The sequence below is a fragment of the Methylorubrum sp. B1-46 genome (assembly GCF_021117295.1).
Classification (GTDB): domain Bacteria; phylum Pseudomonadota; class Alphaproteobacteria; order Rhizobiales; family Beijerinckiaceae; genus Methylobacterium.
Genome location: NZ_CP088247.1, coordinates 2,254,262 through 2,280,168 on the forward strand (window position 1 = coordinate 2,254,262; position 25,907 = coordinate 2,280,168).

19 protein-coding genes are annotated in these 25,907 nt (G+C 68.6%); 8 read left to right on the top strand and 11 right to left on the bottom strand.

Annotated elements, in window-relative coordinates; all coding sequences use genetic code 11:
- Positions 1–127 precede the first annotated feature (127 nt).
- Together LPC10_RS10520 and ppx are read left to right on the top strand one after the other, a co-directional pair.
- Positions 128–2,494 (top strand): RNA degradosome polyphosphate kinase, encoded by a 2,367-nt coding sequence (locus tag LPC10_RS10520; RefSeq protein WP_231346629.1) that lies wholly within the window; start codon positions 128–130, stop codon positions 2,492–2,494.
- Positions 2,495–2,607: 113 nt separating this feature from the next.
- Positions 2,608–4,161: an exopolyphosphatase gene (gene ppx, locus LPC10_RS10525; protein WP_231346630.1), complete on the top strand. Its 1,554-nt coding sequence runs from the start codon at positions 2,608–2,610 to the stop codon at positions 4,159–4,161.
- A gap of 255 nt (positions 4,162–4,416) precedes the next feature.
- Here the strand turns inward: ppx and LPC10_RS10530 are convergent, their stop codons facing one another.
- The gene (locus tag LPC10_RS10530; RefSeq protein WP_231346631.1) at positions 4,417–4,716 is read right to left on the bottom strand and encodes a hypothetical protein; all 300 of its coding nucleotides are present in this window, start codon (positions 4,714–4,716) and stop codon (positions 4,417–4,419) included.
- 427 nt (positions 4,717–5,143) lie between these two features.
- Positions 5,144–6,346 (bottom strand): pyridoxal phosphate-dependent aminotransferase, encoded by a 1,203-nt coding sequence (locus tag LPC10_RS10535; protein ID WP_231346632.1) that lies wholly within the window; start codon positions 6,344–6,346, stop codon positions 5,144–5,146.
- 496 nt (positions 6,347–6,842) lie between these two features.
- On the opposite strand from LPC10_RS10535, the gene LPC10_RS10540 reads away from it, so the two are divergent.
- On the top strand, positions 6,843–8,825 hold the full coding sequence (locus LPC10_RS10540; RefSeq protein ID WP_231346633.1) for an acyl CoA:acetate/3-ketoacid CoA transferase: 1,983 nt from the start codon (positions 6,843–6,845) through the stop codon (positions 8,823–8,825).
- A gap of 92 nt (positions 8,826–8,917) precedes the next feature.
- On the opposite strand, the gene LPC10_RS25580 is transcribed toward LPC10_RS10540, so the two are convergent.
- Positions 8,918–10,267 (bottom strand): hypothetical protein, encoded by a 1,350-nt coding sequence (locus LPC10_RS25580; RefSeq protein ID WP_305080635.1) that lies wholly within the window; start codon positions 10,265–10,267, stop codon positions 8,918–8,920.
- A 638-nt stretch (positions 10,268–10,905) separates the two neighbouring features.
- Between LPC10_RS25580 and LPC10_RS10550 the strand changes: the two genes are divergently transcribed.
- The 3 genes from LPC10_RS10550 (at position 10,906) to pyrH (ending at position 13,960) form a co-directional block, all read left to right on the top strand.
- Positions 10,906–11,985, top strand: coding sequence for a 30S ribosomal protein S2 (locus tag LPC10_RS10550; protein ID WP_231346634.1), 1,080 nt, complete (start codon positions 10,906–10,908; stop codon positions 11,983–11,985).
- Positions 11,986–12,115: 130 nt separating this feature from the next.
- A complete protein-coding gene (gene tsf / locus LPC10_RS10555; protein WP_231346635.1) occupies positions 12,116–13,036 on the top strand; it encodes a translation elongation factor Ts in 921 nt (306 codons plus the stop codon).
- 201 nt (positions 13,037–13,237) lie between these two features.
- A complete protein-coding gene (gene pyrH, locus LPC10_RS10560) occupies positions 13,238–13,960 on the top strand; it encodes a UMP kinase (protein ID WP_166059212.1) in 723 nt (240 codons plus the stop codon).
- 108 nt (positions 13,961–14,068) lie between these two features.
- Here the strand turns inward: pyrH and ppa are convergent, their stop codons facing one another.
- Positions 14,069–14,614, bottom strand: a complete 546-nt coding sequence (gene ppa / locus LPC10_RS10565) for an inorganic diphosphatase (protein WP_231346636.1) — start codon at positions 14,612–14,614, stop codon at positions 14,069–14,071.
- A gap of 274 nt (positions 14,615–14,888) precedes the next feature.
- Entirely contained in the window at positions 14,889–15,392 is a 504-nt protein-coding gene (locus LPC10_RS10570) for a GNAT family N-acetyltransferase (RefSeq protein WP_231346637.1), read from the bottom strand.
- 137 nt (positions 15,393–15,529) lie between these two features.
- On the opposite strand from LPC10_RS10570, the gene LPC10_RS10575 reads away from it, so the two are divergent.
- On the top strand, positions 15,530–16,255 hold the full coding sequence (locus LPC10_RS10575) for a tyrosine-protein phosphatase (RefSeq protein ID WP_231346638.1): 726 nt from the start codon (positions 15,530–15,532) through the stop codon (positions 16,253–16,255).
- 10 nt (positions 16,256–16,265) lie between these two features.
- Positions 16,266–17,264, top strand: coding sequence for a WcbI family polysaccharide biosynthesis putative acetyltransferase (locus LPC10_RS10580; RefSeq protein WP_231346639.1), 999 nt, complete (start codon positions 16,266–16,268; stop codon positions 17,262–17,264).
- A gap of 62 nt (positions 17,265–17,326) precedes the next feature.
- On the opposite strand, the gene lpxD is transcribed toward LPC10_RS10580, so the two are convergent.
- From lpxD to LPC10_RS10610, 6 genes are all read right to left on the bottom strand, one after another.
- Positions 17,327–18,382 (bottom strand): UDP-3-O-(3-hydroxymyristoyl)glucosamine N-acyltransferase, encoded by a 1,056-nt coding sequence (lpxD, locus tag LPC10_RS10585; RefSeq protein ID WP_231346640.1) that lies wholly within the window; start codon positions 18,380–18,382, stop codon positions 17,327–17,329.
- 165 nt (positions 18,383–18,547) lie between these two features.
- Positions 18,548–21,112 carry an outer membrane protein assembly factor BamA gene (gene bamA / locus LPC10_RS10590; RefSeq protein WP_231346641.1) on the bottom strand — a complete coding sequence of 855 codons (2,565 nt, stop codon included), beginning with the start codon at positions 21,110–21,112 and terminating at the stop codon, positions 18,548–18,550.
- Positions 21,113–21,472: 360 nt separating this feature from the next.
- On the bottom strand, positions 21,473–22,633 hold the full coding sequence (gene rseP, locus LPC10_RS10595) for an RIP metalloprotease RseP (RefSeq protein ID WP_231346642.1): 1,161 nt from the start codon (positions 22,631–22,633) through the stop codon (positions 21,473–21,475).
- 216 nt (positions 22,634–22,849) lie between these two features.
- Positions 22,850–24,028 (bottom strand): 1-deoxy-D-xylulose-5-phosphate reductoisomerase, encoded by a 1,179-nt coding sequence (gene dxr / locus LPC10_RS10600; protein WP_231346643.1) that lies wholly within the window; start codon positions 24,026–24,028, stop codon positions 22,850–22,852.
- Between the two features lie 96 nt (positions 24,029–24,124).
- Positions 24,125–24,988 (bottom strand): phosphatidate cytidylyltransferase, encoded by an 864-nt coding sequence (locus LPC10_RS10605; protein ID WP_231346644.1) that lies wholly within the window; start codon positions 24,986–24,988, stop codon positions 24,125–24,127.
- Positions 24,988–25,767, bottom strand: a complete 780-nt coding sequence (locus LPC10_RS10610; RefSeq protein ID WP_231346645.1) for an isoprenyl transferase — start codon at positions 25,765–25,767, stop codon at positions 24,988–24,990. The genes LPC10_RS10605 and LPC10_RS10610 overlap by 1 nt, the downstream gene beginning before the upstream one ends.
- Positions 25,768–25,907: the final 140 nt, after the last annotated feature.

Sequence of the window (25,907 nt, forward strand, 5' to 3'; positions counted from 1 at the left end):
CAAACCAGGTCCGGTTGCCCCGTGCTAGAGCGCTTGCCGATGAAGCGGATGCCGGTTCATTGAAAGAATGCGCGTCACCACGAGAACCTTGAGCCGGGCCGGATCGAAGCCGAAGGGAGCCAGCGCGTTGTCGGAAGTGGAGTCGGATGTCGTCGCCCGGGATGCGGAGACGACGGAGGCCGAAGAGACGAGTCTCGCCACCGAACGGGGCGTGCGCAGCGAATCCGCCCGCGCCCGCACCGCCCGCGCCGCCCGCATCCTCGCCGCGGAGAAGGCCGCGGAGAAGCCGGCCGAGCCCGATGCGGAGCGGGAGGGCGCCGCGGCCGAGGCCGCCCGCGAGCCTGTGCTGGAGGCCGGCCGCTCGCTGCGCCACTCGCCCGAGCGCTTCGTGAACCGTGAATTGTCCTGGCTCCAGTTCAACCGCCGGGTGCTGGAGGAATCCGCCAACCCGAACCACCCGCTGCTGGAGCAGCTCCGCTTCCTCTCGATCTCGGCCAACAACCTCGACGAATTCTTCATGGTGCGCGTGGCCGGCCTGCACGATCAGGTCCGCGCCGGCCTCGTCGTACCCTCGCAGGACGGCCTGACCCCCTCGGAGCAATTGTCGCGCATCGGCAACGAGGTCTCTCGGCTGGCCCTCGACCAGCAGGAGCGCTGGCGGGCGCTGCGGGAGGAGCTGAACGCCAACGGCATCCACCTCGCCGAGCCGTCCGAACTCTCGGACGAGCATCTCGCCTGGCTCGACGATTACTTCCTGTCCTACATCTTCCCGGTGCTGACGCCCCTCGCCATCGACCCGGCGCACCCCTTCCCGTTCATCCCCAATCTCGGCTTCACCGTCGCGCTGATGATGGTGCGGCCCCGCGACGGGCGCACCCTGCGCGCGCTGATCCGCCTGCCCTCCCTGCTCGACCGCTTCGTGCGCCTGCCCGACGTGGCCGGCGACGGCACCGCCCGCTTCATCGCCATCGAGCAGGTGATCGCGAAATACGCGAGCCGGCTCTTCCCCGGCTACTCGCTCAAAGGTCAGGGCGCCTTCCGCGTCGTGCGCGATTCCGATCTGGAGATCGAGGAAGAGGCGGAAGACCTCGTCCTGCACTTCGAATCGGCGATCAAGCGCCGCCGCCGCGGCGTCGTCATCCGCCTCGAGATCGAGGCGGGCATGACGGAGGAGCTGCGCGCCTTCGTCGCCGACGAGCTGGAGATCGCGCCCGATTCGATCTTCGTGGTCGAGGGCATGCTGGCGCTCAACGAGCTGTCGCAGATCGTCGGGATCGACCGGCCCGACCTCAAGTTCAAGCCCTACAATCCGCGCTTCCCCGAGCGCATCCGCGAGTCGGGCGGCGACGTCTTCGCCGCGATCCGGCAGAAGGACTTCATCGTCCACCACCCCTACGAGTCGTTCGACTCGGTGGTGCAGTTTCTGGCGCAGGCCGCCCGCGACCCGAACGTGGTGGCGATCAAGCAGACGCTCTACCGCACCTCCTCCAACTCGCCGATCGTCGCCGCGCTGGCCGAGGCCGCGGAGGCCGGCAAGTCGGTCACCGCGCTGGTCGAGCTGAAGGCCCGCTTCGACGAGGAGGCCAACATCCGCTGGGCGCGCAACCTCGAGAAGGCGGGCGCGCAGGTGGTGTTCGGCTTCGTCGAGCTGAAGACCCACGCCAAGCTGTCGATGGTGGTGCGCCGCGAGGGCGACCGACTCGTCACCTACTGCCATGTCGGCACCGGCAACTATCACCCGATCACCGCGCGCATCTACACGGACCTGTCCTTCTTCACCGCCGACCCGGCCATCGCCCGGGACGTCTCGCGCATCTTCAACTTCATCACCGGCTATGCCGAGCCGGCGGAATTGGAGCGCATGGCGGTCTCCCCGCTGACCCTGAAGCCGCGCCTCTTGCAGCATATCGAGGAGGAGATCGCCCACGCCCGGTCCGGGCGCCCGGCGGCGATCTGGATCAAGTGCAACTCGCTGGTCGATCCCCAGATCATCGATGCGCTCTACGACGCGAGCCAGGAGGGCGTGCAGATCGACTGCATCGTGCGCGGCATCTGCTGCCTGCGGCCGGGCATTCCGGGCCTGTCCGACACGATCCGGGTCAAATCGATCGTCGGACGCTTCCTCGAACACGAGCGCGTCTACGCCTTCGGCAACGGCGCTGGGCTGCCGCACCCGAAGGCCACCGTCTACATCTCCTCGGCCGACCTGATGCAGCGCAACCTCGATCGGCGCGTCGAGGCACTGCTTCCGATCACCAACGCGACTGTGCATCAGCAGGTGCTCGACCAGATCATGCTGGCCAACCTTCTCGACAACCGGCAGAGCTGGCGTGTACTGGCGTCAGGTGCCAGTGAGCGGATCAGCCCCGCGGAGGGGGAGGAACCGTTCAACGCGCACAAGTATTTCATGACGAATCCGAGCCTGTCCGGGCGCGGCAAGTCGTCGAAGAAATCGAGTCCGCGGGCGCTCAGCCGCCGCGCCCAGCGGTCCTGACCACGGCTTGCGCCGGGCCGGTATCCGGCCCGGTCCTATCGTGAGTGTTCGGCCGGTTTCCGGCCCGGCACCATCGTGCTCTCATCCGGGAGCACCTCCCTGAGAGGGGCTGCATGGGTCCGACTCGTCCTCACCTGACGCTCGCCCACTCTGCCGAATCGCCGGCTCCGATGATGACTGGCATGACGTTCGAACCTGTCGCGATCATCGATATCGGCTCGAACTCGGTGCGGCTCGTCGCCTATGACGGGCTCCAGCGCGCCTCGACGCCGCTCTACAACGAGAAGGTTCTGTGCGGTCTCGGCCGCAGCGTCTTCTCCACCGGCCGCCTCAACGAGGATTCGGTGCAACGGGCGCTCACCGCGCTCCGCCGCTTCCGCGTCCTGTGCGACACGATGCGGGTCTCACGCATCTTCGTCCTGGCCACTGCCGCCGCGCGGGATGCCGCCAACGGCCCGGCCTTCCTGGAGGCGGCGCGCGAGGCGCTCGGCCAGGAGATCCAGCTCCTGTCCGGCCGGCGCGAGGCGGAACTGTCGGCGCTCGGCGTCGTCTCCGGCTTCTACGCCCCCGACGGTGTGGTCGGCGATCTCGGCGGCGGATCGCTGGAACTGGTCGATGTCCGGGGCACTACGGTGGGCCAGGGCGTGACCATGCCGCTTGGCGGGCTGGCGCTTCAGGATCTCTCGGAAGGCTCACTCAAGAAAGCGCGCAAGCTCGCCCGGGACCATCTGAAGAAGGCCGAGCCGCAACTCGATACCCTGCGCGGCCGCACCTTCTACGCGGTCGGCGGCACATGGCGGGCGCTCGCCCGTCTGCATCAAGCGGCCCGCGACTATCCGCTTCACGTTATGCACGGCTACGCGGTCGAGCCTTCGGACGAGTTGAGCTTCCTCGAAATGGTCGAGGCGAGCGACGCCGCCATCCTGCAGGAGGTCGAGACGATCTCCGAGGCGCGCCGGCCGCTGCTCGCCTTCGGTGCCGTGGTGCTCGAAGAGATCATCCGGCTGGGCCGGCCCCGCGAGATCGCAATCTCCGCCTTTGGCGTGCGCGAGGGGCTGCTGTTCGAACAGCTCGACCGCGAGACGCGCCTCACCGACCCGCTGATCGCGTCGGCTCAGGAGTTGAACCTGCAGCGCGCCCGCTCCCCCGGCCACGGTGAGGAATTGCGCGACTGGACCGACCATTTCATTACCACCCTCGACGGTCCGGAGACCGCGGGCGAGCGCCGCCTGCGCCACGCCGCCTGCCTGCTCTCGGACATCGGCTGGCGAGCCCACCCCGATTACCGCGGGGAGCAGAGCCTCAACGTGCTCGCCAACGCCGCCTTCGCCGGCATCGACCATCCCGGCCGCGCCTACCTCGCGCTGTCGGGCTATTTCCGCCACGAGGGCATCGCGCCGGAAAAGGCGAGCCCGACCCTGCGCATGCTCGCCGGCCCGCGTCTGTTCGACCGCGCCCGCCTCGTCGGCGCACTGATGCGCGTTGCTTTCCCGGTCTCGGCCGGCATGGCCGGGCCGCTCAAGCGGATGCCGGTGACGGTGGAAGACGGCAAGGTGGTGCTGCGCCTGCCCGCCGACTGGGCCGACCTCAACGGCGAGCGGCTGCTGAGCCGCGTGCGCGGGCTGGGCCGCGTCGTCAGCCTCGACGGACGGGTCGAGGTCGCCTGAGTTCTTGTGAGATCCCGGCGAAGAGACCGGCTCCAAACGGTTTCCCAGCCTTCGCCTCGTCCTCAGGGGCGTCCTCGGGAGAGGATCGACGAGGTCGGCCAGCGCGCCGCGTTCCAGCAACGTGTTCGCTGTCGACCTCGTATATCCGTTCAGGCGTCTCGCTCCGATTTCGGTTGCCTCCGACCGGGCTGCACCCTGAGCTTCATCGGTGGGATCGCGCGACGCCGGAGGACGCCGGACGCAATCGAAGCCTTTTCAGCCCGACAGGCGGGTGTGGGCGATCGCGATCTCGCGCTCGGCATCGGCCGTCAGATAAGCGAGGCGTGCCCCGTCGAGATTGGCGTCCGCGAGGCGCTGGCGCAGGTCGGCCTCGTACTTCTTCTCCTCGGCGCGACGCGGCGGCGGCAGCAGGCGCAGCAGCATCGGGCTGGCGATCTCGCTGCGAACGAGGCCGCGGTGGTTGGCCAGCCGCCGCAGGCTGTTGGCGAGGTCTTCCAGCTTGGATTCCGGCAGGTACTGGCGAGCGGAAACGCGGGCTCTACCGGATTGAGACATGGTGCAACCTTTCTGAGACAACGCGCAGAATGGTTGCATGGGTCTGGTTGGTTTTCCCTTGCGAAAGACCGTTAACGGCGCTTGCGCCATCCTTGGGAATACCGTTCCCGATCCGGGCTGGAGCCCGGATCGGAGAGGCGGGGAATCGGGTGGGCCATGCGCCGAAATCGCGGTTCCTGTTCCCCGCGCTTCCGACACACCTGCAGCCGCTCGGCCCACTGAGCGTCACAGGAACGGCACAGAGAACTGGTCCGCACCGCCCCGTCACTGCCGGCCCCGCCGCCACGCAGGCCCGAGAGGGCTCGCGAAACCATCAGGCGCATCGGCCGCGGGGAGGGCCGATGTAGAGGTCCGCGTCGCCGCGGGCAACCGCGCCCTGACGCCGCTGCCCTTCCGGCGATGCAAGGCCGCAAGGCCGACGTGTCGCTTACCGCAGCGAGCCGCAGAAACGCTGGATACGCCGGCAGGCCTCCTCAAGCGTCGTGTTGGAGGTCGCGTAGGAGATGCGCAGGTTCGGGCCGAGGCCGAAGGCCGAGCCGTGGACCGCCGCCACGCCCTCGGCCTGGAGCAGTTCGGTGACGAAATCCTCGTCCGTGGCGATGGTCTTGCCGGTCTCGGTGGTCTTGCCGATCAGATCGGCGCAGGACGGATAGACGTAGAACGCGCCCTCCGGCACCGGGCATTTGAGGCCGTTCGACTGGTTCAGCATCGAGACCACGAGGTCGCGCCGCTCCTGGAACGCCGCCTTGAAGCGGGCGAGGTGCTCCTGCGTGCCGTCGAGCGCGGCCACCGCCGCCCATTGCGAGATCGAGGAGGCGCCCGAAGTCTGTTGGCCCTGGACGAAGTCCATCGCCTTGATGAGCGGCTCGGGACCCGCGGCGTAGCCGATGCGCCAGCCGGTCATGGCGTAGGCCTTCGAGACGCCGTTCATGGTGAGCGTGCGCTCGTAGAGGCCGGGCTCGACCTGAGCCGGGGTGACGAACTCGAAATCGCCGTAGGTCAGGTGCTCGTACATGTCGTCGGTGAGCACCCAGACCTGCGGATGGCGCATCAGCACGTCGGTGATCTTCTTCATCTCGTCGCGCGTGTAGGCGGCGCCCGAGGGGTTCGACGGCGAGTTGAGGATGATCCACTTGGTCTTGGACGTGATGACCCGCTCCAGCTCCTCCGGCTGAAGCTTGAAGTCGTGCGCCATGTCGGTGTCGGCGAAGACCGGCGTGCCACCGCACAGGATCACCATCTCCGGGTAGGAGACCCAGTAGGGGCGGGGGATCACCACCTCGTCGCCGGGGTTCAGGGTCGCCAGCAGCGCGTTGTAGATGACGTGCTTGCCGCCGGTGCCGACGATGGTCTGCGAGACCTTGTAGTCGAGCCCGTTCTCGCGCTTGAACTTCTTGACGATCGCCTCGCGCAGCGGGTTGATGCCGGAAACCGGCGGGTACTTGGTCTCGCCGCGCCGGATCGCATCGATCGCCGCCTCCTTGATGTGGTCGGGCGTATCGAAATCCGGCTCGCCGACCGAGAGGCTGATGACGTCGACGCCGGAGGCTTTCAGCTCACGCGCCTTCTGGGTCATCGCGATGGTCGCGGACGGCTTCACCCGCGAGAGGGCGTCGGCGAGAAAGCCCATGGCAGATCTCCGAAAGGTCTTCGAGTGTCGGTGGGCCCGAAAGACGTTTCCGGGCATCGGGGTCCTCGTAATCATGCGCTGCGGCACGGGCAAGCGCCGCGGCTCAAGCAAGCGCCGCGGCTCAGGCAAGCGCCGCGGCTCAGGCAGGCGCAGCGAGCGGGAGTCTGCCTCCCGGCTCCGGCTCTGAACCGTCCGCTGCATCGACCCTTGGCCGGTGGCCGGGCGGTCTGCAATTTTTCTCAAGCTGGAACGAAGAGTTTTTCAGGCGTAAGCTACTGCGGTCTTCGGTTATTGTGACAGACAAGATGTGAAGTTTATTGCAGTGCGTCAGCATATCGATGCGCTGCAATGAGCATTGCATGCAGAATTCAAACGGGCCGATGGGGGCGGAGCTGATCCGCTTCTCTTGGGCCGGGCGACAATACTACAGGCGGACGCGGCAAGAGGCGGGCGGTACCGCCCGGCCGGGTCAGGCAAGCGGAGGACGGCGGCGCCTATGAAGAAGAACAAGGTCATCACGGCCGAGGAGGCGATCGCCCTCATCCGCGAGAACGACGTTCTGACGACCACGGGTTTCGTCCAGAGCTGCATCCCGGAGGCGCTGCACGCTGCCCTGGAGAAGCGCTTCGTCGAGACCGGGAGCCCACGCGGTCTCACCCTGATCATGACCGCGGGGGCGGGCGACTCGAAGGGGCTGGGCACCGGCCGCCTGCACCATGACGGGCTGCTCTCGCGGGTCATCGCCGCCAATTTCGGGCGCATGCCCAAGGTGGCGCAGGCGGCGCAGGCCAATCTGATCCGCGGCTACAACCTGCCGCAAGGGGTGATCTCGCAGCTCTACCGCGCCTGCGCTGCCGGCCAGCCGGGGCTGTTCTCGAAGGTGGGACTGAAGACCTACGTCGATCCGCGCCACGGAGGCGCCAAGGTCAACGATCTGACGACGGAAGACATCGTCAAGCTCGTCGAGGTCGATGGCGAGGAGTGGCTGTTCTACACCGCCACCAAGATCGACGTGGCCTTCATCCGCGCCACCTCTGCCGACCCGTCGGGCAACCTCTCCTTCGAGAAGGAGGCGCTGACTCTCGACTGCCTCGCCCAGGCCATGGCCGCCCGCAACAACGGAGGCATTGTCATCGCCCAGGTCGAGCGCATCGTCGATGACGGCTACTTGCTGCCCAAGGACGTGCGCGTACCGGGCATCCTCGTCGACGGCGTCGTCGTGGCCGAGCCCGAGATGCACCGCATGAATTACGGCGTGATGTACGACGCCGCGCTCGCGGGCGAGATCCGCGTACCCGTCACCGGCATCAAGCGGATGCCGCTCAACGAGCGCAAGATCATCGCCCGCCGCGCCGCCTTCGAACTGCCGCCCAACGGCGTGGTCAATCTCGGAGTCGGCGCGCCCGAGGGTATCTCCTCGGTCGCCAACGAGGAGAAGATCACCCCCTACATCACGCTCACCACGGAAGCGGGCGCGGTCGGCGGGGTGCTGGCCTCGGGCTCGAGCTTCGGCGCGGCCACGAATGCCGACTGCATCATCGACCAGAACCAGATGTTCGATTTCTACGACGGCGGCGGCCTCGACATGACCTGCCTCGGCATGGCCGAGTGCGACAGCGCCGGCAACGTCAACACCTCGAAGTTCGGGGGCAAGCTCAACGGCTGCGGCGGCTTCATCAACATCTCGCAGAACGCCCGCTCGGTCGTCTTCGCCGGCACCTTCACCGCGGGCGGCCTGGAGATCGCGGTGCAGGACGGTCAGGTGAAGATCGTCCAAGAGGGCCGGGCCCGGAAGTTCGTCACCCAGGTGCAGCAGAACACCTTCTCCGGCCCCTACGCGGTCGAGCGCTCGCAGCCGGTGATCTACGTGACCGAGCGCTGCGTCTTCCAACTCACCAAGGAGGGGCTCGAACTGATCGAGGTGGCGCCCGGCATCGACATCGAGCGCGACATCCTCGCCCACATGGATTTCGCCCCCGTGGTGCGCAATCCGGTGACGATGGACGCGCGCATCTTCCGCGACGAGCCGATGGATCTGATCTCGGACCTGCTCAACCTCGACCTGAAGTCGCGGGTCAGCCTGGATGCCGAGCGCAATATCCTCTTCATCAACCTGGAAGGCTGGTACTGCCGGGTGAAGAGCGACATGGACGAATTGCGCATGACCATCGTCGAGGCCTGCCGCAAGGCCGGCCAGCGGGTCAACGCCGTGATCAACCACGACGGATTCCGGCTCAACGAGAACCTCTACGACGACTATGCCGGGATGATCCAATATCTCCAGGCCAACTACTACGCGACGACGACCCGCTATGCGACCAGCGCCTTCCTCCGCCTGAAGATGGAGGAGGCCCTGACCAAGCGCGGCGTCGCGCCCCACGTCTTCGAGCGCAAGGAGGAGGCCCAGGCCTTCCTCGGCAGCACCGAGGACAAGAAGGCGCGCAAGATGATCTCGCCGGCGGTGGCGTCGGCGGCTTGAGGACGGCGGCCCCTGGTGGCCGTACAGGCCGGCCCAGAGGCCTCCGATGTCCTCTCTGTCGCCGTGCCGGCGACAGCCGGCGCTTGATTGCTTCAGAGAAAGATCTGACCTGTCGGCCCCTGTGGTCCGGCGGGTCCTTGAGCCCCGGCCGGCCCCTGTGGACCTGCCGGTCCCTGTGCGCCGGTGGCACCCGTCGCTCCCTGGGCTCCGGTTGCGCCGACCGGCCCCTGCGGACCTGCGGGACCCTGCGCGCCGGCCGCTCCCGGTACCCCGGCAACGCCCTGGGACCCGGTCGGTCCTTGTGCTCCAGTGGCGCCCGTCGCTCCCTGTGCCCCGGCTGGTCCCTGCGGTCCGGCCAATCCTTGTGCGCCGGTCGCACCGGTCGGCCCCTGCGGCCCTGTCAATCCTGGTGCGCCGGTCGGCCCCTGCGCGCCGGCCACTCCCTGTGGCCCCGCCGGTCCCTGAACCCCTGCCAATCCCGGCGCCCCCGCCGGACCCTGTGCTCCTGTGGCTCCCTGAGCCCCTGCCGCTCCCTGCGGCCCGGCCGGACCTTGCGGGCCGACCGCCGGAACGACGCGAAACCCGTTCGGCCGCGCGGCGAAAGGATCGACCAAGCGAACCTTGAGGGTATCCTCGCGCTGCCGCCGCAGCAGCGACTTGTCTTCCTGGCCGAAATAGACGCGAAGCCCGCCGAGGCCGGCACGGTAATCGCGTTCGCCGATCCGCCCCTCGGCAAAGACCGAGATGCCGACGGGGCTCAGCAGCGGGAGCAGATACTCCGCCCCGGCGGCGACGGCATGGATCCGGTTCTCGTAGCGGTGGCCGACGCTGAAGCGGAGGTCGTCGGTCGCGTACCAGGACAGGTCGATCTGGTCGAAGAAATGCTGCGCGCGATCCCCCATCTGCCAGCCGGCGATGCCGTCCACGGTGAAGCGATCGAGGAACAGGGCGCCCTCGCCGGCGATGCGCCCCATCGTCGTGCCGACATCCTGAAGGCCGTAGCTCCGGATGGACGTGGCGTAATCGACGGAGCCGTAGAGGCCGATCAGGCCCTTGGTCGGGTCGCGCAGGAAGGCATGCCCGGCCGCTCCCAGGCCGAGGTCGCCCCCGTTCGCGATCGCCGCGAGATCCGCCTGGAAGCCGAAGGACCGCCCGATGGGAAAGGCCAGAGAGCCCGCGGCATAGGCACCGTTTCCGGCCCGGAAGCCGCCGGCGCCGCCTTCGATCGCACCGACGACGCCCGAGACGGCGCGCAGGGGCGGCAAAGGGGGAAGCGGTTCTGATATGGGCACCGGCTCGGCGATGGACGCCTTGCGCGAAGGCGACGGGCGCGAGACGGCCTGGAGATCGCGAAGCCGCCGCCGCGCCTCGACAAGCTCGGCTTTGGCTTCCTGGTTCTCACGTCTCAGCCGCTCCTGCTCGGCCTGAACCGAGCGCAGCATCTGGTAAAGTTCTTCATTCGTCGGAGCGGCCTGGACAGGCGTTGTCAGTGCAGCCGCCAGCATTCCGGTCGCGCCCGACCGGGTCCAGCGCCACAGACGCCCCGTCGATACATGGCCCCGCATGTTGCTCCTCGCTTCAGCTCTGTACAAAGGTGTCGATACGAACTTTACGTTGGAATATTTGTGCAGATAAACGGTTTTATTTGCGAAAATCGTCAGATTTTTCTGTGAGATATATTTCTATTATCAAATGGATCTCCAGTGCGGCTCGGGTCATAGGGTGAAAGATCGGGCTGTGCTGTAGCGGGATCGCAACAAATGTGAATCCGGACGTCAGATGAGACGCTTTGTGCTGTCTTTTCGACGGGAGGCCTGTTGTCCCGGCGAGGCGAGCGTCCGGAGAGCGGAAATGTCGGGCATGGCGTGCCTGCTTGATCGACCAAGCTGCGACGAGGCCGTCATACGGACGATGGCGAGCGTCGGCAGGCACGCCGCCTTGCCATCCCGTCCCGTCTCTGCTAACGCCCCGCCCATTCCACACGCGGAGCCGGCCCCATGCCTGAATGGGGCGTTTCCGGTGGCCGGCCGATTGGCCAGCTACTCCTCCGCGGCGGTATCAACCGGAGAGAACAAAAGTCATGGCCGTCGATTTCTCTATGCGCCAGCTCCTCGAGGCCGGCGCCCATTTCGGGCACCAGTCGCACCGCTGGAACCCGAAGATGCAGCCCTACATCTTCGGCACCCGTAACAACATCCACATCATCGACCTCGCCCAGACGGTGCCGGCGCTGCACGCCGCCCTCCAGGCGGTGAGCGATACCGTCGCCCGCGGCGGTCGCGTGCTGTTCGTCGGCACCAAGCGTCAGGCCGCGGATGCCATCGCCGAGGCCGCCAAGCGCTCGGCCCAGTACTACGTCAACTCCCGCTGGCTCGGCGGCATGCTGACCAACTGGAAGACCATCTCCGGCTCGATCCAGCGCCTGCGCAAGGTCGACGAGACGCTCGAAGGCGGGGCCGTCGGCCTCACCAAGAAAGAGCGCCTCATGCTGACCCGCGAGAAGGACAAGCTCGAGAAGGCGCTCGGCGGCATCAAGGACATGGGCGGCGTGCCCGACCTGCTGTTCGTGATCGACACCAACAAGGAGCAGCTCGCGATCAAGGAGGCCCAGCGCCTCGGCATCCCGGTGGCCGCCATCGTCGACACGAACTGCAACCCGGACGGTATTTCCTACATCGTCCCGGCCAACGACGACGCCGGCCGCGCCATCGCGCTGTACTGCGACCTGATCGCCCGCGCGGCGATCGAGGGCATCGGCCGCGGCCAGGGCGCGCTCGGCATCGATGTCGGCGCCTCCGAGGAGCCGACCGCTGAGGAGCTGCCGGCCAACGACGACGTGGTGGGTTCGGACTCGGTGGCCTCCGTGGCCTCCGACGCGATCGCCCCGGCCGATGTCGCCGCGCTCGCCGAGTCGACCGAGCATTTCGAGCAACTCGCCGCGCCCCGCGGCGCGCCCGACGACCTGACCAAGCTCACCGGCGTCGGCCCGCAGCTCGTGCAGAAGCTCAACGATGCCGGCGTGTGGCACTACTGGCAGATCGCCGCCATGCAGCCCGAGGACGTGGCCAAGCTCGATGCCGACCTGAAGCTCAACGGCCGGATCGACCGTGACGGCTGGATCGCGCAGTCCCGCGGCTTCGTCGAGGCTGCCGCCGCGTAAGTTGCAACGCTCGCCGCCGGGTTCTCGCCCGGCGGCCCGATCGTCATCTTTCTGCAAAGCCCGGTGCTTTCAACGAGCGCCGGGCTCATTCGCTTCAAGACCCGCAATTCCAGACCCCGAGAGGATCGCCATGGCCAACATCACCGCCGCACTCGTGAAGGAGCTTCGCGAAAAGACCGGCGCCGGCATGATGGATTGCAAGGGCGCGCTCAACGAGACCAACGGCGACCTCGAAGCGGCGGTGGACTGGCTGCGCAAGAAGGGTCTCGCCAAGGCCGCCAAGAAGGCCGGCCGCGTCGCCGCCGAGGGCCTCGTCGCCGTCGAGTCCGCCGGCCGTCACGCCGCCATCGTCGAGGTGAACTCCGAGACCGACTTCGTCGCCCGCAACGACGGCTTCCAGGCCTTCGCCCGCGAGGCCGCCAAGCTCGCGCTCAACACCGACGGCACCCTTGAGGGCCTCCAGGCCGCGACTTTCCCCGGCTCGTCCGAGACGGTGCAGGAGAAGCTCTCGAACCTGATCGCCACCATCGGCGAGAACATGACCCTGCGCCGCGTCGAGAAGCTCGAAGTGAGCAAGGGCGTGATCGCCTCCTACGTCCACGGCCAGATCAGCGAGGGCCTCGGCAAGATCGGTGTGCTCGTCGCGCTCGAATCCGAGGGTGACGTCGAGGTCCTCTCGTCGCTCGGCCGCCAGATCGCCATGCACATCGCCGCCACCAGCCCGGTGGCGCTCGACGCCTCCGGCGTCGATCAGGCCGTGGTCGAGCGCGAGTCGAACATCCTGCGCGAGAAGAACGCTGGCAAGCCGGACCACGTGATGGCCAAGATCGTCGAGAGCGGCCTGAAGAGCTACTACAAGGAGGTCACCCTCCTGGAGCAGCCCTTCGTCCACGACAGCTCCAAGACCATCACCCAGGTGCTCAAGGAAGCCGCGGGCAAGGCCGGCGGCGAGGTCGCGATCAAGGGCTTCGTCCGCTACGCGCTCGGCGAGGGCATCGAGAAGGAAGAGGGCCCGGACTTCGCCGCCGAAGTCGCGAGCATGTCGCGCTAAACACTCTCGCCGAAGGGAAGCCGGATCGGCCTGAGAGGGCGCGGTCCGGCAAGGTGTGAGAGCCGGTACACGGCGCGCATCATCACCGATCCTCACAGGTCGTCTCGAGGGGCGGCGGCAGGAATGCCGCCGCCCCTCGACGTTCGGGCTCCCGTGTTGCTAGAAGCCGCGGCGCGACCAGCCCGAGCCGACGAGGATCCGATGCCGGAGACGACGCCCTACCGCCGAGTCCTCGTGAAGCTGTCCGGCGAGGCGCTCGCCGCCCCCGACGGCTACTGGCTCCATCCGCCGATGCTCGCGGGTCTGGCCGAGGACATCGCCGCCACGGTCGCGCGCGGGGTCCAGATCGCGGTGGTGGTCGGCGGCGGCAACCTGATCCGCGGCGCGCGCATCTCTCAAGCCGGCTGGATCGACCGGGCGACCGGCGACTCGCTCGGCATGATGGCGACCGTGATGAACTCGCTGGCGATCGAGACCGCGCTCAACGCCGCGGGCGTGCAGGCGCGGACCATGTCGGCGGTGTCGATGCCGACGATCTGCGAGACCTATGCCCGCCAGCCGGCGCTGCACCACCTCGACAAGGGCCAAGTGGTCGTGCTCGCGGGCGGCACCGGCAATCCCTACTTCACCACCGATACGGCGGCGGTGCTGCGCGCGGCGGAGCTGCGCTGCGACGCCGTACTGAAGGCGACCCAGGTGGACGGCGTCTACTCGGCGGACCCGAAGCGCGATCCGGACGCCGTCCGCTACGATCGCATCACCCACGACGAGGCCATCGCCCGCGATCTCAAGGTGATGGACACCGCGGCCTTCGCGCTCGCCCGCGAGAGCCGGCTCACCATCGTGGTGGGCTCGGTGCATGCGCCCAGTTCGATCAACGCGATCCTGACGGGTGCCTCGGTCTCGACCCGCGTGGTGCCGTAGCCGGCGGGTTCCTGCCTGGAAGCCCCTCGCCCCGCGTGCGGGGAGAGGGAGCGTGAGCGACATCGGCCGGGTCGAATGACCGTTGTCGCTCACGACGGCATGAAAAAATCAGCCGGCCTTGGTCTTCTGGGCCTTCTCGCGCTCGATGCCTTCGAGGATGAGGCGCTGGGCCTCCGCCTTGTCGCCCCAGCGTACGACCTTCACCCATTTGCCGGGCTCGAGATCCTTGTAGTGCTCGAAGAAGTGCTGGATCTGGCTGACCGTGATTTCGGGCAGATCGGTGTAGTTGTCGATCCGGTTGTAGCGCTGGGTCAGCTTGCGCGAGGGCACGGCGATGATCTTCTCGTCCTCGCCGCCGTCATCCTCCATCACCAGCACGCCCACCGGGCGCACCGAGATGATCGCGCCCGGAATGATCGCGCGGGTGTTGGCCACCAGCACGTCGCAGGGATCGCCGTCGCCCGAGCGGGTGTGGGGAATGAAGCCGTAATTCCCCGGATAGAACATCGGCGTGTAGAGGAACCGGTCGACGACGAGCGTGCCGGCATCCTTGTCCATCTCGTACTTGATCGGCTCGCCGCCGAGCGGAACCTCGATGATGACGTTGACGTCTTCCGGCGGATTCTTGCCGATCGAGATGGCGTTGATATCCATGGGCCTGTGCTCTCTGAAATCCGGCCGTCGGACGCGTCGCCCCGTCCGGCGGAAGCATCGTGCGGGGGCGGCTCACGGTGCCGCACCCATCGTCCGATGTCTTAGATTGCGCAGGGGGGAAATGAAATCGGTCCTCCGGCCAAGTTGGCGCGTCCTCCGCTGTCCCGTGCTATAAATTGCCGGTCTGTCCGATGAAGCGGCGTCCCGATCTCCCTCTTTCGCGCTGCGGGGTGCGGGGGTAAGCCCTCGCGGCGGGACGGGCTCGGGTCGGCGATCAGGCGAACAGGTAGCCGATTTTCGGTAGGCCGATGCCGGAGAGGTGCTCGACCGCCTCCGGGCCGGCGACGCCGCCCAGGGATGCGTAGAAGCGGCAGGCGCGGGGATTGTCGGCCAACGCCCAGACGCCGATGCGGGTGAGGCCGCGGTCGATCAGGTCGTTGCGCACCGCCCGGAACAGGCGGGTGCCGAGCCCCAGGCCCTGGAATTCCGGGGCGATGTAGAGTTCGGTGATCTCGCCGTCGGCCCGCAGGCTGCGATCGCGCGCCCGACCGTAGGCGGCGTACCCCGCGATCTGCTCGCCGAAGGCGGCGACGACGAGACCCCGGCCGCCGATCATGCCGCGCCACGTCTCGGGCCCGCGGCGGGCGAGGAAGCGCTCCAGGGCGATCCCTGGGATGATCCCCTGATAGGCCTCGCGCCACGCGGCATCGAACACCGCCGAGAGGCCGGCGGCATCCGCAGGGCGGGCACAGCGCAGGCTCACCGTGTTCGTCGTCATTGCGGGCTCCGATTGCCAACGGGCCGCGCATGATGCTGGCAAAGGGTTGGGTTCGGCAACGGGCCGAGACGGTGCGCGTTGTCGCCCGAATCGCAGACTGTTAGAGGAACGCTCCGATAGGCCTCTCGCAGCGATCCGTGTTCAACCGCTTCCTTCCTCCCGAGACCCGATATGCGCGGCGCATGGCCCGCATCGCGAAGTTCGAGCGGCCGATCGACGGCTCCGTCTCCCGGGCGAAGGCCTGGGCGAACATGCTGCTCGTCGATCATGGGATCTTCCGCCTCGCCTATCCCAACCGGCACCGGATCGGCACCGGGCTGGTCTGGCGCTCGGCCCAGCCGACGCCGCACCAACTCGCCTGGTTCAAGCGCCAGGGCGTGCGCACGATCGTGTCGCTGCGCGGCGGGCGCGAGCACGGCTCCTGGCCGCTCCAGCGCGAGGCCTGCGAGCGGCAGGGGCTGACGCTCGTCGAGTTCGTGCTGCGCTCCCGCGAGGCGCCTTCCCGTGAGACCCTGCTCACCGCCCGCGATTTCTTCGCCGGCCTCGAATACCCGGCGGTGATGCACTGCAAGTCGGGGGCGGACCGGGCCGGGCTGGCCGCCACCCTGTTCCTGATCCTGCACGAGGGCCGGCCGGTGCGCGAGGCCCTGCGCCAGCTCTCGCCGCGCTACGGCCATTTCCGCTTCGCCAAGACCGGCATCCTCGACGCGTTCTTCGCCACCTATCTCCGCGAGGGCGAGGCGCGCGGGCAGAGTTTCCTGGAGTGGGTCGAGCATGCTTACGATCCGCAGGCCGTGACGCGGAACTTCCGCGCCGGCTTCTGGTCCGACTTCGTCGTCGACCGCCTGCTGCGGCGCGAATAGGCGCGCCGCCTTGGCCCTCCGGCTTCCGCGGCTGCTCGCCGCCGTCCCTCGATCCTGGACCGGGCGGCTTGGGCCGGACGAGCGCGGCCTGAACGGTCCCCGGATCGCGGTGATCGGCAATTGCCAGGCCAAGGGCGTGGCCGAGGCCGTGCGCATCCTCGCGCCGGGAGCGCGGGTGCGGCTGATTCCGATGAGCACCCTGGGCCGGGGGCGGCAAAGCCTCGACGCCTTCGCGGCGACGCTCAAGGCGTGCGATCACGTCTTTTCCCAGCCCTTCCCGGCGGGCTTCTTCCCTGAGGGCGGGTCGGACGCCCTGCGCGAACGGCTGCCGCGGATGCGGCTCTTCCCCTCGATCGTCTTCACCGCCTTCCATCCGGACGCGGTCTATGTCGGCGATCTCGCCTCGGTGGCGCGGGTGAAGCTGGTGCCGTCACCGCTCGGCAGCTACCATTCGGCGATCACCCTGTTCGGCTTCCTCAAGGGCTTGCCGCAGGAGCGGATCGTCGGACTGTTCCGCGAAGCCGTCTTTTCGCAGCTCGGCTATCTCGACGCCTGGGATCTCGCCGCGGCGGACCTGATCGCATCGAGCCGGGCGATCAATTTCGATCTCTCAGACGACCTGCTGCGCTGGTCGCGCGGCGGCCAGTTCATGCACAACATCAACCATCCGCGCCTGAGCGTGCTCGGCGATATCGCCGCGCGGCTGCTCCGCGAGGCCGGCATCGCGCCGCGTTCGGTCGCGGTCGAGGCCTACGCCCCGGACGCGCTGCTCGATGACGCGATCTGGCCGGTCTACCCGCCGGTGGCGATGCTCTACGGCGTGGCCGGCTCGACGGTGTTCAAGCGGCGCCAGCGCCGGGGCGCTGCCCCTGAGACGTTCGGCCTCGACGCCTTCGTCGCGGAAAGCCTCGCGATCTATCGGGCGCAGCCGCGCGAGACCCTGACCTGCCACCGGATCGAGCACTGGGCGGCCTCGCCGGAGATCCGGACCCTGTTCGAAACCGCCTGACCGCCGGTCACGGGTTCCCCAAGGGCAAGCCCTTTGGCGGGGCTCAGGGCAAGGCCCTGAAGCTACCCCTCCGCCTCGTCCTTGCCCGAGCGCTCGGCGAGGCGGGCCAGCGTCGTCATCTCGCGAAACCACGTCCGCACCGGCTTGGCCGGCGTGCCGCCCCAGCGCGAGCCCGGCGGAACGTCACGGTTGACGTTGGAAGAGCCGGCGATCTGCGAGCCCATGCCGATGCGCAGGTGGCCGACGACGCCGACCTGGCCGCCGAGCACCACATAGTCCTCCAGCGTGGTCGAGCCGGAGATGCCGACGCCGGAGACGATCACGCAGTGGCGGCCGATCACCACGTTGTGGGCGATCTGCACGAGGTTATCGATCTTGGTGCCCTCGCCGACCACCGTGTCGCGCGAGGCGCCCCGATCGATGGTGGTGTTGGCGCCGATCTCGACATCGTCCTGGATGATGACGCGACCGACCTGCGGCACCTTGAGGTGGCCACCCGCGCCCATGGCGAAGCCGAACCCGTCCTGGCCGATCCGGGCGCCGGGATGGACGATGACGCGGTTGCCGACGAGCGCGTGGGTCAGGGTCGCGCCTGCACCGATGGAACAGTCGCGGCCGACCCGCACGTTCGGCCCGATCACGGCGTTGGGGCCGAGCACCGTACCGGAGCCGATCTCGGCGCCGGGGCCGACGACGGCACCGGGATCGACGCGCACGCCGTCCTCCAGCCGCGCCTGCGGATGGACATGGGCACCGGGGGAGATTCCGCTCGCGGCAAACAGCGAGCCCGGCCGCATCGCCTCCTCGTAGAGATGGGCCAGCAGCCCGGCATAGGCCCGGTAGGGATCGCGAGTGACGAGGGCGATCGTGCCGGACGGAACGCGCGGGGCGAAGCGCGGCGAGACGAGGCAGACCAGCGCCCGCGTCGCGGCCAGGGCGTCGCCGTAGCGGGCGTTGTCCATGTAGGCGAGTTCGCTCGGCCCCGCGGTTTCGAGCGGCGCGGCCCCGGTCACCGCCTGCGCCGGGTCGGTGCCCTCGGGGAGCGGCACGCCGCAGGCTTCGGCCACGGCGCCGAGGGTCAGGCCGCCTTTCGGCGCGATGAAGACGGGTTCTGACATGCGGTTCGACGAGGCTGGCAGGGTAGGGGTCCGAGCGCCGCTATAGCGCTCTTCGCTGGAAGGGGCACCCGCCCGGAGCGGAGCGGAGGGCATGCGACAAAACGAAAGAGCCGCGCCCGACCGGTGACGGTCGGACGCGGCTCCCTCAAGCGAGCGTGTCGTGGATCAGAAGCGCGAGCCGCCGGAGAAGCGGAACGCCTGGGTTTGGTCCTTGCCGACCTTGCCCAGAGCCGTCTGGACACCCTCGTCCTTGGACAGCGCGTAGGCGTAGTCGAAGCGGATCGGGCCGAGCGGCGAGTTCCACAGGATCGAGGCACCGACCGAGGAGCGGATCGTCGCCTTGTCGCGGACGTTCACGCACTCGGGCTCGACCTTGATCGCGCTGGCGCCGAAGTTCGTGTAGTTGCAGCCCGATCCCGGCGCGAAGCCGTTGATGAAGCCGTCGCGGTTCACGTCGAAGTTGCGGCGGCCGTCATAGCCGAACAGCGTACCGGCATCGGCGAAGACCGCGCCCTTCAGGCCGAGGTCCTTGGGCAGGCCCCAGATCGGGAACTGAACTTCGACCGTGGCACCGAAGTAGGTCGTGCCGCCGATGGCGTTGGAGCGGGCATCGGCGATACCGACGTCGCGCGGGCCGAGGCCGTTCGGTGCGAAGCCGCGGACCAGCGACGGGCCGAGGAAGAACTGGTCGGTGATGCGCAGCGGCTGGTTGTCCAGCGCCGAGATGTGACCGCCCTGGAGGCGCACGAAGCCGACCACGTCCTCCCACAGTTCCTTGTAGTAGCGGGCGTCGCCCGTCACGCGGAAGAACTTGGAGTCGCCGCCGATGCCGGCGATGTCGGGCTTCAACTCGCCGTAGAAGCCGTTGGTGGGCCGCTGCAGGTTGTCGAGGGTCGAGTAGGCCAGGGTGACACCGGCCAGCGAGGTCAGCACGTTGCCCTGCTGGCCCTTGAGCGCGATCGAGGCCTCGCCGTCATAGGCGCAAGTCGGGTAAGCCGGAAGGCCGCCGACGTCACGCCCGCTCGACGGATCGATCGTTCCGGCCGGGTTGATGGCGGTGTAGCCGGGGATCGCCACCGAGCAGTCGTTATACGGACGCTTGATGGTGTTCGGAACCCGCAGCTCGGTGTTGTAGAGCGAGTAGCGGAAGGTGACGCCGAACTCCTCGGTGATCGGCAGGCCGAGGCGGAGCTGACCGCCGTAGACGGTCGTCTCGTAGCGCGACCAGCGGGTCAGGTCGGAATATTTGTAGAAGGCGTCGAAGCCGGCCGCGAGGCGGTAGCCGAGGAAGTACGGCTCGGTGAAGGAGAAGTCGATACCGCGGGCGTACTGGCCGCCCTGCACCGCGAGGCGCACGTACTGGCCGCGGCCGAGGAAGTTCGACTCGGAGACCGAGACCTCGCCGATGATGCCGTCCTGGGTGGAGTAGCCGCCCGCCACCGAGAACGAACCCGTGGGCTGATCCTCGACGTCGATGTTGACGATCACCCGGTCCGGCGCCGTGCCGGGCTCGTTGGAGAAGCGGACCTTCTTGAAGAAGCCCAGGCCGTTGAGGCGGCGCTCGGCCCGGTCGACCAGCACGCGGTTATAGGCATCGCCCTCGGTGAGATCGAGTTCGCGGCGGATGACGTAGTCGCGGGTGCGGGTGTTGCCGCGGATGTTGATGCGCTCGACGTAGACGCGCGGGCCGTCCTCGACCACGAAGCCGAGGGCCACCTGATGGGTGGCGCGGTCGCGCTGGCCGGTGGGGCGCACCTGGGCGAAGGGATAGCCCTGGCGGTTGACCTCGTTGGTGACGCCGACGAGCGTCTTCTCGACATCCTCGGCGTTGTAGACGTCGCCGACCTGGGCGCGGATCTGCCCGTCGAGCGCCTCGCGATCGATGCCGGCGATGCGCGGATCGACGGCCACGGCGCCGACGGTGTACTGCGCGCCTTCCTCGACGGTAACGGTGATGACCCAGCCGGTCTCCTCGCCGGCCTCGACGTAGCGGGCATCGGCATTCACGACGCGGAAGTCGGCGTAGCCGTTCTTGAGGTAGTAGCGGCGCACGACGTCGAGATCGGCCGAGATACGGTCGGGATCGTAGACGTCGGAGGTCTTGATGAACGAGAGGAAGTTCATCTCGGAGGAGGACATCAGACCTTTGAGGGTCCGCTCCGAGTAGACGCTGTTGCCGACGAAGTTGATGGCGCGGATACCGGTCTTGTCGCCCTCGTCGATGGTGAAGACGACGTCCGCGCGGCCGGTGGGCAGGTCGACGGTGCGGTAGCTGACCTTGGCGGTGCCGCGGCCCGAGCGCTTGTAGACATCGCGGATGCGCTCGACGTCGGCGGCGATCACCGCCGGGCTCAGGGCGCCGCGGTCCTTGGTCTCGACGACGCTCTCGAGCGTGGCCTTCTCGACCTTCTTGTTGCCCTCGAAGAAGACGCGGCCGACCACGTTGTTCTCACGCACGCGCACCACGGTGGTGCCGCCGCGGCCGGAGACCTGCACGTCGGAGAAGAGGCCGGTGGCGAGAAGATTGCGCCGCGCCTCCTCGGGCGATCCGGAGGCGGTGCCGGTGACGTAGGAGCGGATGGTGTCGGCGTCGACACGGCGGTTGCCTTCGACGACGATCTGCTGCGCCTGTGCGGCCGCGCCGCCGAGGATCACGCTGGCGGCGGTGGCGACCAGAACGATGGCACGCTCCGCCGACTTTCGCCGGCGCTTTCCCGTCATCGACATCATGTAATCGCCCGTCTCTTTTTATCTCAGCACGGGTTCGCACCCGCGGGCGGCCGCCCTTAAGGCTCGCCGCCCTCTGGTCCCGGCCACGCTTGTATCGGGATTCCCCCACGAAGCAAACGCGAGGGCCGTCCGACATACCGGGATTTTGGGGGGTCGTGGCCTTCGCGCCACTTAACGGCGAAGCGCCTTTACGAGCGATCTCAGATTAGCGTGAATAGGGCGTAAATATGATGCCGAACACGACTTTCCGGTTCGTGTTCCAATTGCGGGAAGCCGGCGTTAACCCTGAACGCGAACGGCCCAGCGGGTTCGCCGGGCCGTCGATTCGGGCAGCCGATCGCGGTGGGGAGGCCCCCGGCATCAGGTGCCGCGCTGGCTCAGCGAGGCGCCCAGGTTGAGGATGTCGTTCCAGGCCGCGAACAGCATCAGCATCAGCACGAAGGCCAACCCGATGCGGAAGCCGATCTCCTGCGCCCGCTCGCTCAAGGGGCGGCCGCGCACCGCTTCGAAGGCGTAGAACATCAGGTGTCCGCCATCGAGGAGCGGGATCGGGAACAGGTTGAGGAGGCCGATCGAGACCGAGAGCAGCGCGACCAGCCCGATCAGCCCGCCGACGCCGCCGACGCGCGCGACCTCGCCGGAGACCCGGGCGATGCCAATCGGGCCGGAGAGTTGGTCGGCGGATTCGCGGCCGGTAACGAGCTTGCCGATGTAGTCGAAGGTGCGCTCCACGACGAAGGCCGTCTCGTGGACGCCCAGTTTCAGGGATTCGAACGGGCCGTAATGCACCAGTTTGGCCGCGTCGGCCTTCGGCCCGTTGATGCCCAGGCGGCCGAAGCGGTGGCGGCCGAAGGGCGTGCGCTCCTCGATCATGTCCGGCACGGCGGTCAGCGTCTGCACCTCGCTCCCGCGATCGACGGTGATCGACAGGGAGGAGCCGGCGGCGGCCGAGACGACGCGCTGCATCTGGTTGAAGGTCTTGACCGGCTGGCCGTCGATCGAGCGGATCACGTCGCCGGGTTGGAAGCCCGCCCGCGCGGCGGCGCTGTTGGGCTGCACCGCCTCAACGCGGGCCGGCGTCTCATAGCGGCCGCTGAAATAGATCGCGCCGGCGAAGACGGCGATCGCCAGGATGAAGTTGGCGATGGGGCCGGCGGCGACGATGGCCGCGCGCTTGGCGACCGGCTGGGTCGGGAAGCTGATCGCCCGCTCGTGCGGGTCCATGCGGGCGACCGCCTCGGGATCGGGCACGCTGGCGCCGTTGGCATCGCCGACGAATTTCACGTAGCCGCCGAGCGGGATCGCGGAGAGCTTCCAGCGGGTCCCCCGCCGGTCGGTGAAGCCGACGACCTCAGGGCCGAAGCCGATGGAGAAGGCGGTGACGCCGACCCCGCACCAGCGCCCGACCAGGAAATGGCCCATCTCGTGCACGAACACGACGATCGTCAGCACGATCAGGAACGGGATCACCGCGCCGAAGAAGCCGGCGGCGTTTCCGCCCATTCCGCTCAAAAATTCCATGGCCATCATCCTTCAGGCCGCGATACGCGTTGGGAGATCCGTGCACGTGGAGCGCGAATCCGGTCTTGACCGTCCGCCCTGGCAGAGCGGGCCCCCAGCCGGCAAGTTGCGGATCGTCGCACGCCTCACGTTCGAGTGCGAGATGTAATCGCGCCCGCGACCGGTGCAGCCGGGCCGTCCATCCCCGACAACACTTCGTAAAGGTTAATTTCGGTCTCAGCCAGCGGCGCGGGTGGCGGGCACCGTCTCCAGGCTCCAGGCGCGCACCCGCGCGTCGATGGCCAGCGCCTCCTCGACGTCCTCCGGGGCGCGGCGGAACTCGGCGGCGAAGTGCTCGACCGCCCGCTCCACCAACTCGGCGATGCCGTAGAACGGGATCGCGCCGCGGATGAAGGCGGCGACCGCGATTTCGTTGGCGGCGTTCATCACGGTGGGTGCCGCGCCGCCTTCGGCCAGCGCCGCGCGGGCGACGCGCAGGCAGGGAAAGCGCGCCTCGTCCGCCGGCTCGAAGGTGAGGCTGCCGGTGGCGGCGAGATCGAGCGGACGGCCGCGGGCGATCTCCAGGCGGTCGCCGAGGCCGAGGCAGTGGGCGATCGGCACGCGCATGTCGGGCATGGCGAGTCCGGCGGTCACCGCGCCGTCGCGCCACGCGATCAGCCCGTGCACGATCGATTGCGGGTGGACGATCACGTCGAGCCGCTCGGCCTCGATGGCGAAGAGGTGGTGGGCCTCGATCAGCTCCAGCCCCTTGTTCATCAGCGAGGCGGAATCGATGTTGATCTTCATGCCCATCGACCAGGTCGGGTGGGCGGCGGCCTCGGCCGGGGTCGCGGCGGCGATGCGCTCGCGGGTCCAGGTGCGGAATGGGCCGCCCGAGGCGGTCAGCGTCATCTTGGCGATGTCGGACACGCGGCCGTCGCCCATGGCCTGGGCCAGCGCGTTGTGCTCGGAATCCACCGGCAGGATGCGGGCGCCGTAGCGGGTCGCATCGCGCATGAAGGCATTGCCCGCGCAGACGAGGCTCTCCTTGTTGGCCAGCGCGATGGTGCGCCCGAGCCGGAGCGCGGCGTGGGTGGGCTTGAGGCCCGCCGCCCCGCTCACCGCCGCCACCACGATGTCGGCCTTGCGGGCGACCGCCTCCAGCACCGCGCTCTCGCCGGCACCGTTCGGAATACCGGAGCCGGCCAGCGCCTCGGCCAGGGCCGGGCCGGCGCTCTCGTCGGCGAGAGCGGCGAAATCCGGCCTCAGTTCGCGGGCGAGCTTGGCGAGCGCCGCGGCGTCCCGCCCGCCGACCAGCGCCCCGGCCCGGAAGCGGCCCGCATGTTGGGACAGGAGGTCCGTGGTCGAGCGGCCGATCGAGCCGGTGGCGCCGAGGACGGTGACGGTGAGGCTCACGGGATCAATTCCGTTCAAGAGTGCCTCACAAAACTTCCGGTCGCTGACCGTTGCTCTTCCTGGCACGATGGTGCGGCGGGAGTTTTGTGAGAGACACTAGGCATTCAGGAGCCGCAGGGCGGCGAGGCACAGGCCGGCGAGGAGTGCCACGGCGAAGAAGCCGTCGAGCCGGTCCATGACGCCGCCATGGCCGGGGATCGAGCGGCCGGAATCCTTGACGCCGTAGCGGCGCTTGAGGGCGGATTCAACGAGGTCGCCGCCCATCGACAGGATCGAGGCGAGGCCGCTGAGCGCCGCGACCACGGCGGGCGAGAGGCCGGGCAGGGCGTCCCAGCCCTGCGCGCGGGCAACCAGCAGGGTCGCGGTCCCGCCGATCACGCCGGCGGCAAGCCCGCCGAGTGCGCCGGACCACGTCTTCTTCGGGCTCACGCGCGGCATCAGCTTGGGCCCGCCGATCAGGCGGCCGGTGAAGTAGGCGACGCTGTCGGTCGACCAGACCACCGCGAACATCCAGGCCGGCCCGACGATGCCGATCGCCGGATCGATCCGCAGCAGCGTCGGCACCAGGGCGACCACGGCGCCGCCGAGGAGACCCCAGATCGGCTTGCGCCGGCCCGGACCGTGGCCGAGGGCGAACAGGCCGAGGCCGCCGACGAGCAGGATGAGGAGCGGCACCCAGAGCGGTGTGCCGACCAGCACGGTCGCGAGAACGCCGACCAACGTCGCGCCGGTGAGGCCGAGAAGCGGCAGGAGCGGCTCGGAGCGGGTCATGGCGAGCCACTCGGCCGCGCCGACGATCCCGGCGATCAGCCAGATGGCGGCGAAGGCCCAGCCGCCGATCACCAGGCTGCCGAGCACCGCCGCGCCGAGCACAAGGGCCGAGGCCACGCGCAGGCCGAATTCGCGGTTGGCGAAGGGCGGGCGCCCGGCGGGCGCGGGGGGAGCTTCGTCCCGCGCCATCAGCCGGCCCCGCTGCTGAGGCCGCCGAAGCGGCGGTCGCGGCGGTGATACTCGCTGAGCGCGGCGAGGAAGGCGTCGTGGTCAAAATCCGGCCAGAAGCCGGGCTCGATCACGTACTCGGCATAGGCCGTCTGCCATGTCAGGAAGTTCGACAGCCGCTGCTCACCGGACGTGCGAATGACGAGATCCGGGTCCGGGATGCCGGCGGTGTCGAGGGCCGCCGCAACCGTCGGGAGCTCGATCTCGTCGGGCCGAAGCCGCCCCTCCGCGACGGCTGCCGCGATGCGCCGCACCGCGCGCAGGATCTCCTGGCGGCCGCCGTAATTGAAGGCCACGACGAGCGTCAGGCCGGTATTGGCACGGGTGCGCCCCTCCGCCTCGTCGAGCAGTCCGGCGATGTCCGCCGACAGGTCGGCCCGATCACCGATCACCCGGACGCGGACATTGTTGGCGTGCAGGTCGGCGAGGTCGCTGCGCACGAACAGCTTGAGCAGGCCCATCAGTTCGGAGATCTCCGAGGGCGGCCGGCGCCAGTTCTCGGAGGAGAAGCTGTAGACGGTGAGATAGTCGATGCCGAGGGTTATGGCGGAGCGCACGGCCCGGCGGACGGCCTCGACGCCGCGGCGGTGCCCCTCGAAGCGGGGCAGGCCCCGGCTCGCGGCCCAGCGGCCGTTGCCGTCCATGATGATGGCGACGTGCCGCGGCGCAGGCTGCGCCGCTCCCTCGGGGGCGGCACCCGCCGTACCCCCGATCTGCCGCGCGCCTTCCGAGCGAACCAACGCAGCCTCCCCCTCTTGGCGCACCCTTAGCGCACTTTTGGCGCACCCTGTGCCGCCTTCTCAGCGGCCCCCTTGGCCACCCCCTAGCCGTCGCGGCCCGACCGTTCGTCCCGTTCGATACAGGCCGGAGACACAGGCCG

What these genes read in the sequence shown, in the direction of transcription:
- LPC10_RS10570 (WP_231346637.1), bottom strand. Translation starts at nt 15,392, where the DNA reads ATGACGACGAACACGGTGAGCCTGCGCTGTGCCCGCCCTGCGGATGCC.
- LPC10_RS10535 (WP_231346632.1), bottom strand. Translation starts at nt 6,346, where the DNA reads ATGGGCTTTCTCGCCGACGCCCTCTCGCGGGTGAAGCCGTCCGCGACC.
- LPC10_RS10530 (WP_231346631.1), bottom strand. Translation starts at nt 4,716, where the DNA reads ATGTCTCAATCCGGTAGAGCCCGCGTTTCCGCTCGCCAGTACCTGCCG.
- LPC10_RS25580 (WP_305080635.1), bottom strand. Translation starts at nt 10,267, where the DNA reads ATGCTGCGCTCGGTTCAGGCCGAGCAGGAGCGGCTGAGACGTGAGAAC.
- pyrH (WP_166059212.1), top strand. Translation starts at nt 13,238, where the DNA reads ATGCCGGAGACGACGCCCTACCGCCGAGTCCTCGTGAAGCTGTCCGGC.
- lpxD (WP_231346640.1), bottom strand. Translation starts at nt 18,382, where the DNA reads ATGTCAGAACCCGTCTTCATCGCGCCGAAAGGCGGCCTGACCCTCGGC.
- ppa (WP_231346636.1), bottom strand. Translation starts at nt 14,614, where the DNA reads ATGGATATCAACGCCATCTCGATCGGCAAGAATCCGCCGGAAGACGTC.
- LPC10_RS10605 (WP_231346644.1), bottom strand. Translation starts at nt 24,988, where the DNA reads ATGGCGCGGGACGAAGCTCCCCCCGCGCCCGCCGGGCGCCCGCCCTTC.
- bamA (WP_231346641.1), bottom strand. Translation starts at nt 21,112, where the DNA reads ATGATGTCGATGACGGGAAAGCGCCGGCGAAAGTCGGCGGAGCGTGCC.
- tsf (WP_231346635.1), top strand. Translation starts at nt 12,116, where the DNA reads ATGGCCAACATCACCGCCGCACTCGTGAAGGAGCTTCGCGAAAAGACC.
- rseP (WP_231346642.1), bottom strand. Translation starts at nt 22,633, where the DNA reads ATGGAATTTTTGAGCGGAATGGGCGGAAACGCCGCCGGCTTCTTCGGC.
- LPC10_RS10540 (WP_231346633.1), top strand. Translation starts at nt 6,843, where the DNA reads ATGAAGAAGAACAAGGTCATCACGGCCGAGGAGGCGATCGCCCTCATC.
- ppx (WP_231346630.1), top strand. Translation starts at nt 2,608, where the DNA reads ATGGGTCCGACTCGTCCTCACCTGACGCTCGCCCACTCTGCCGAATCG.
- LPC10_RS10550 (WP_231346634.1), top strand. Translation starts at nt 10,906, where the DNA reads ATGGCCGTCGATTTCTCTATGCGCCAGCTCCTCGAGGCCGGCGCCCAT.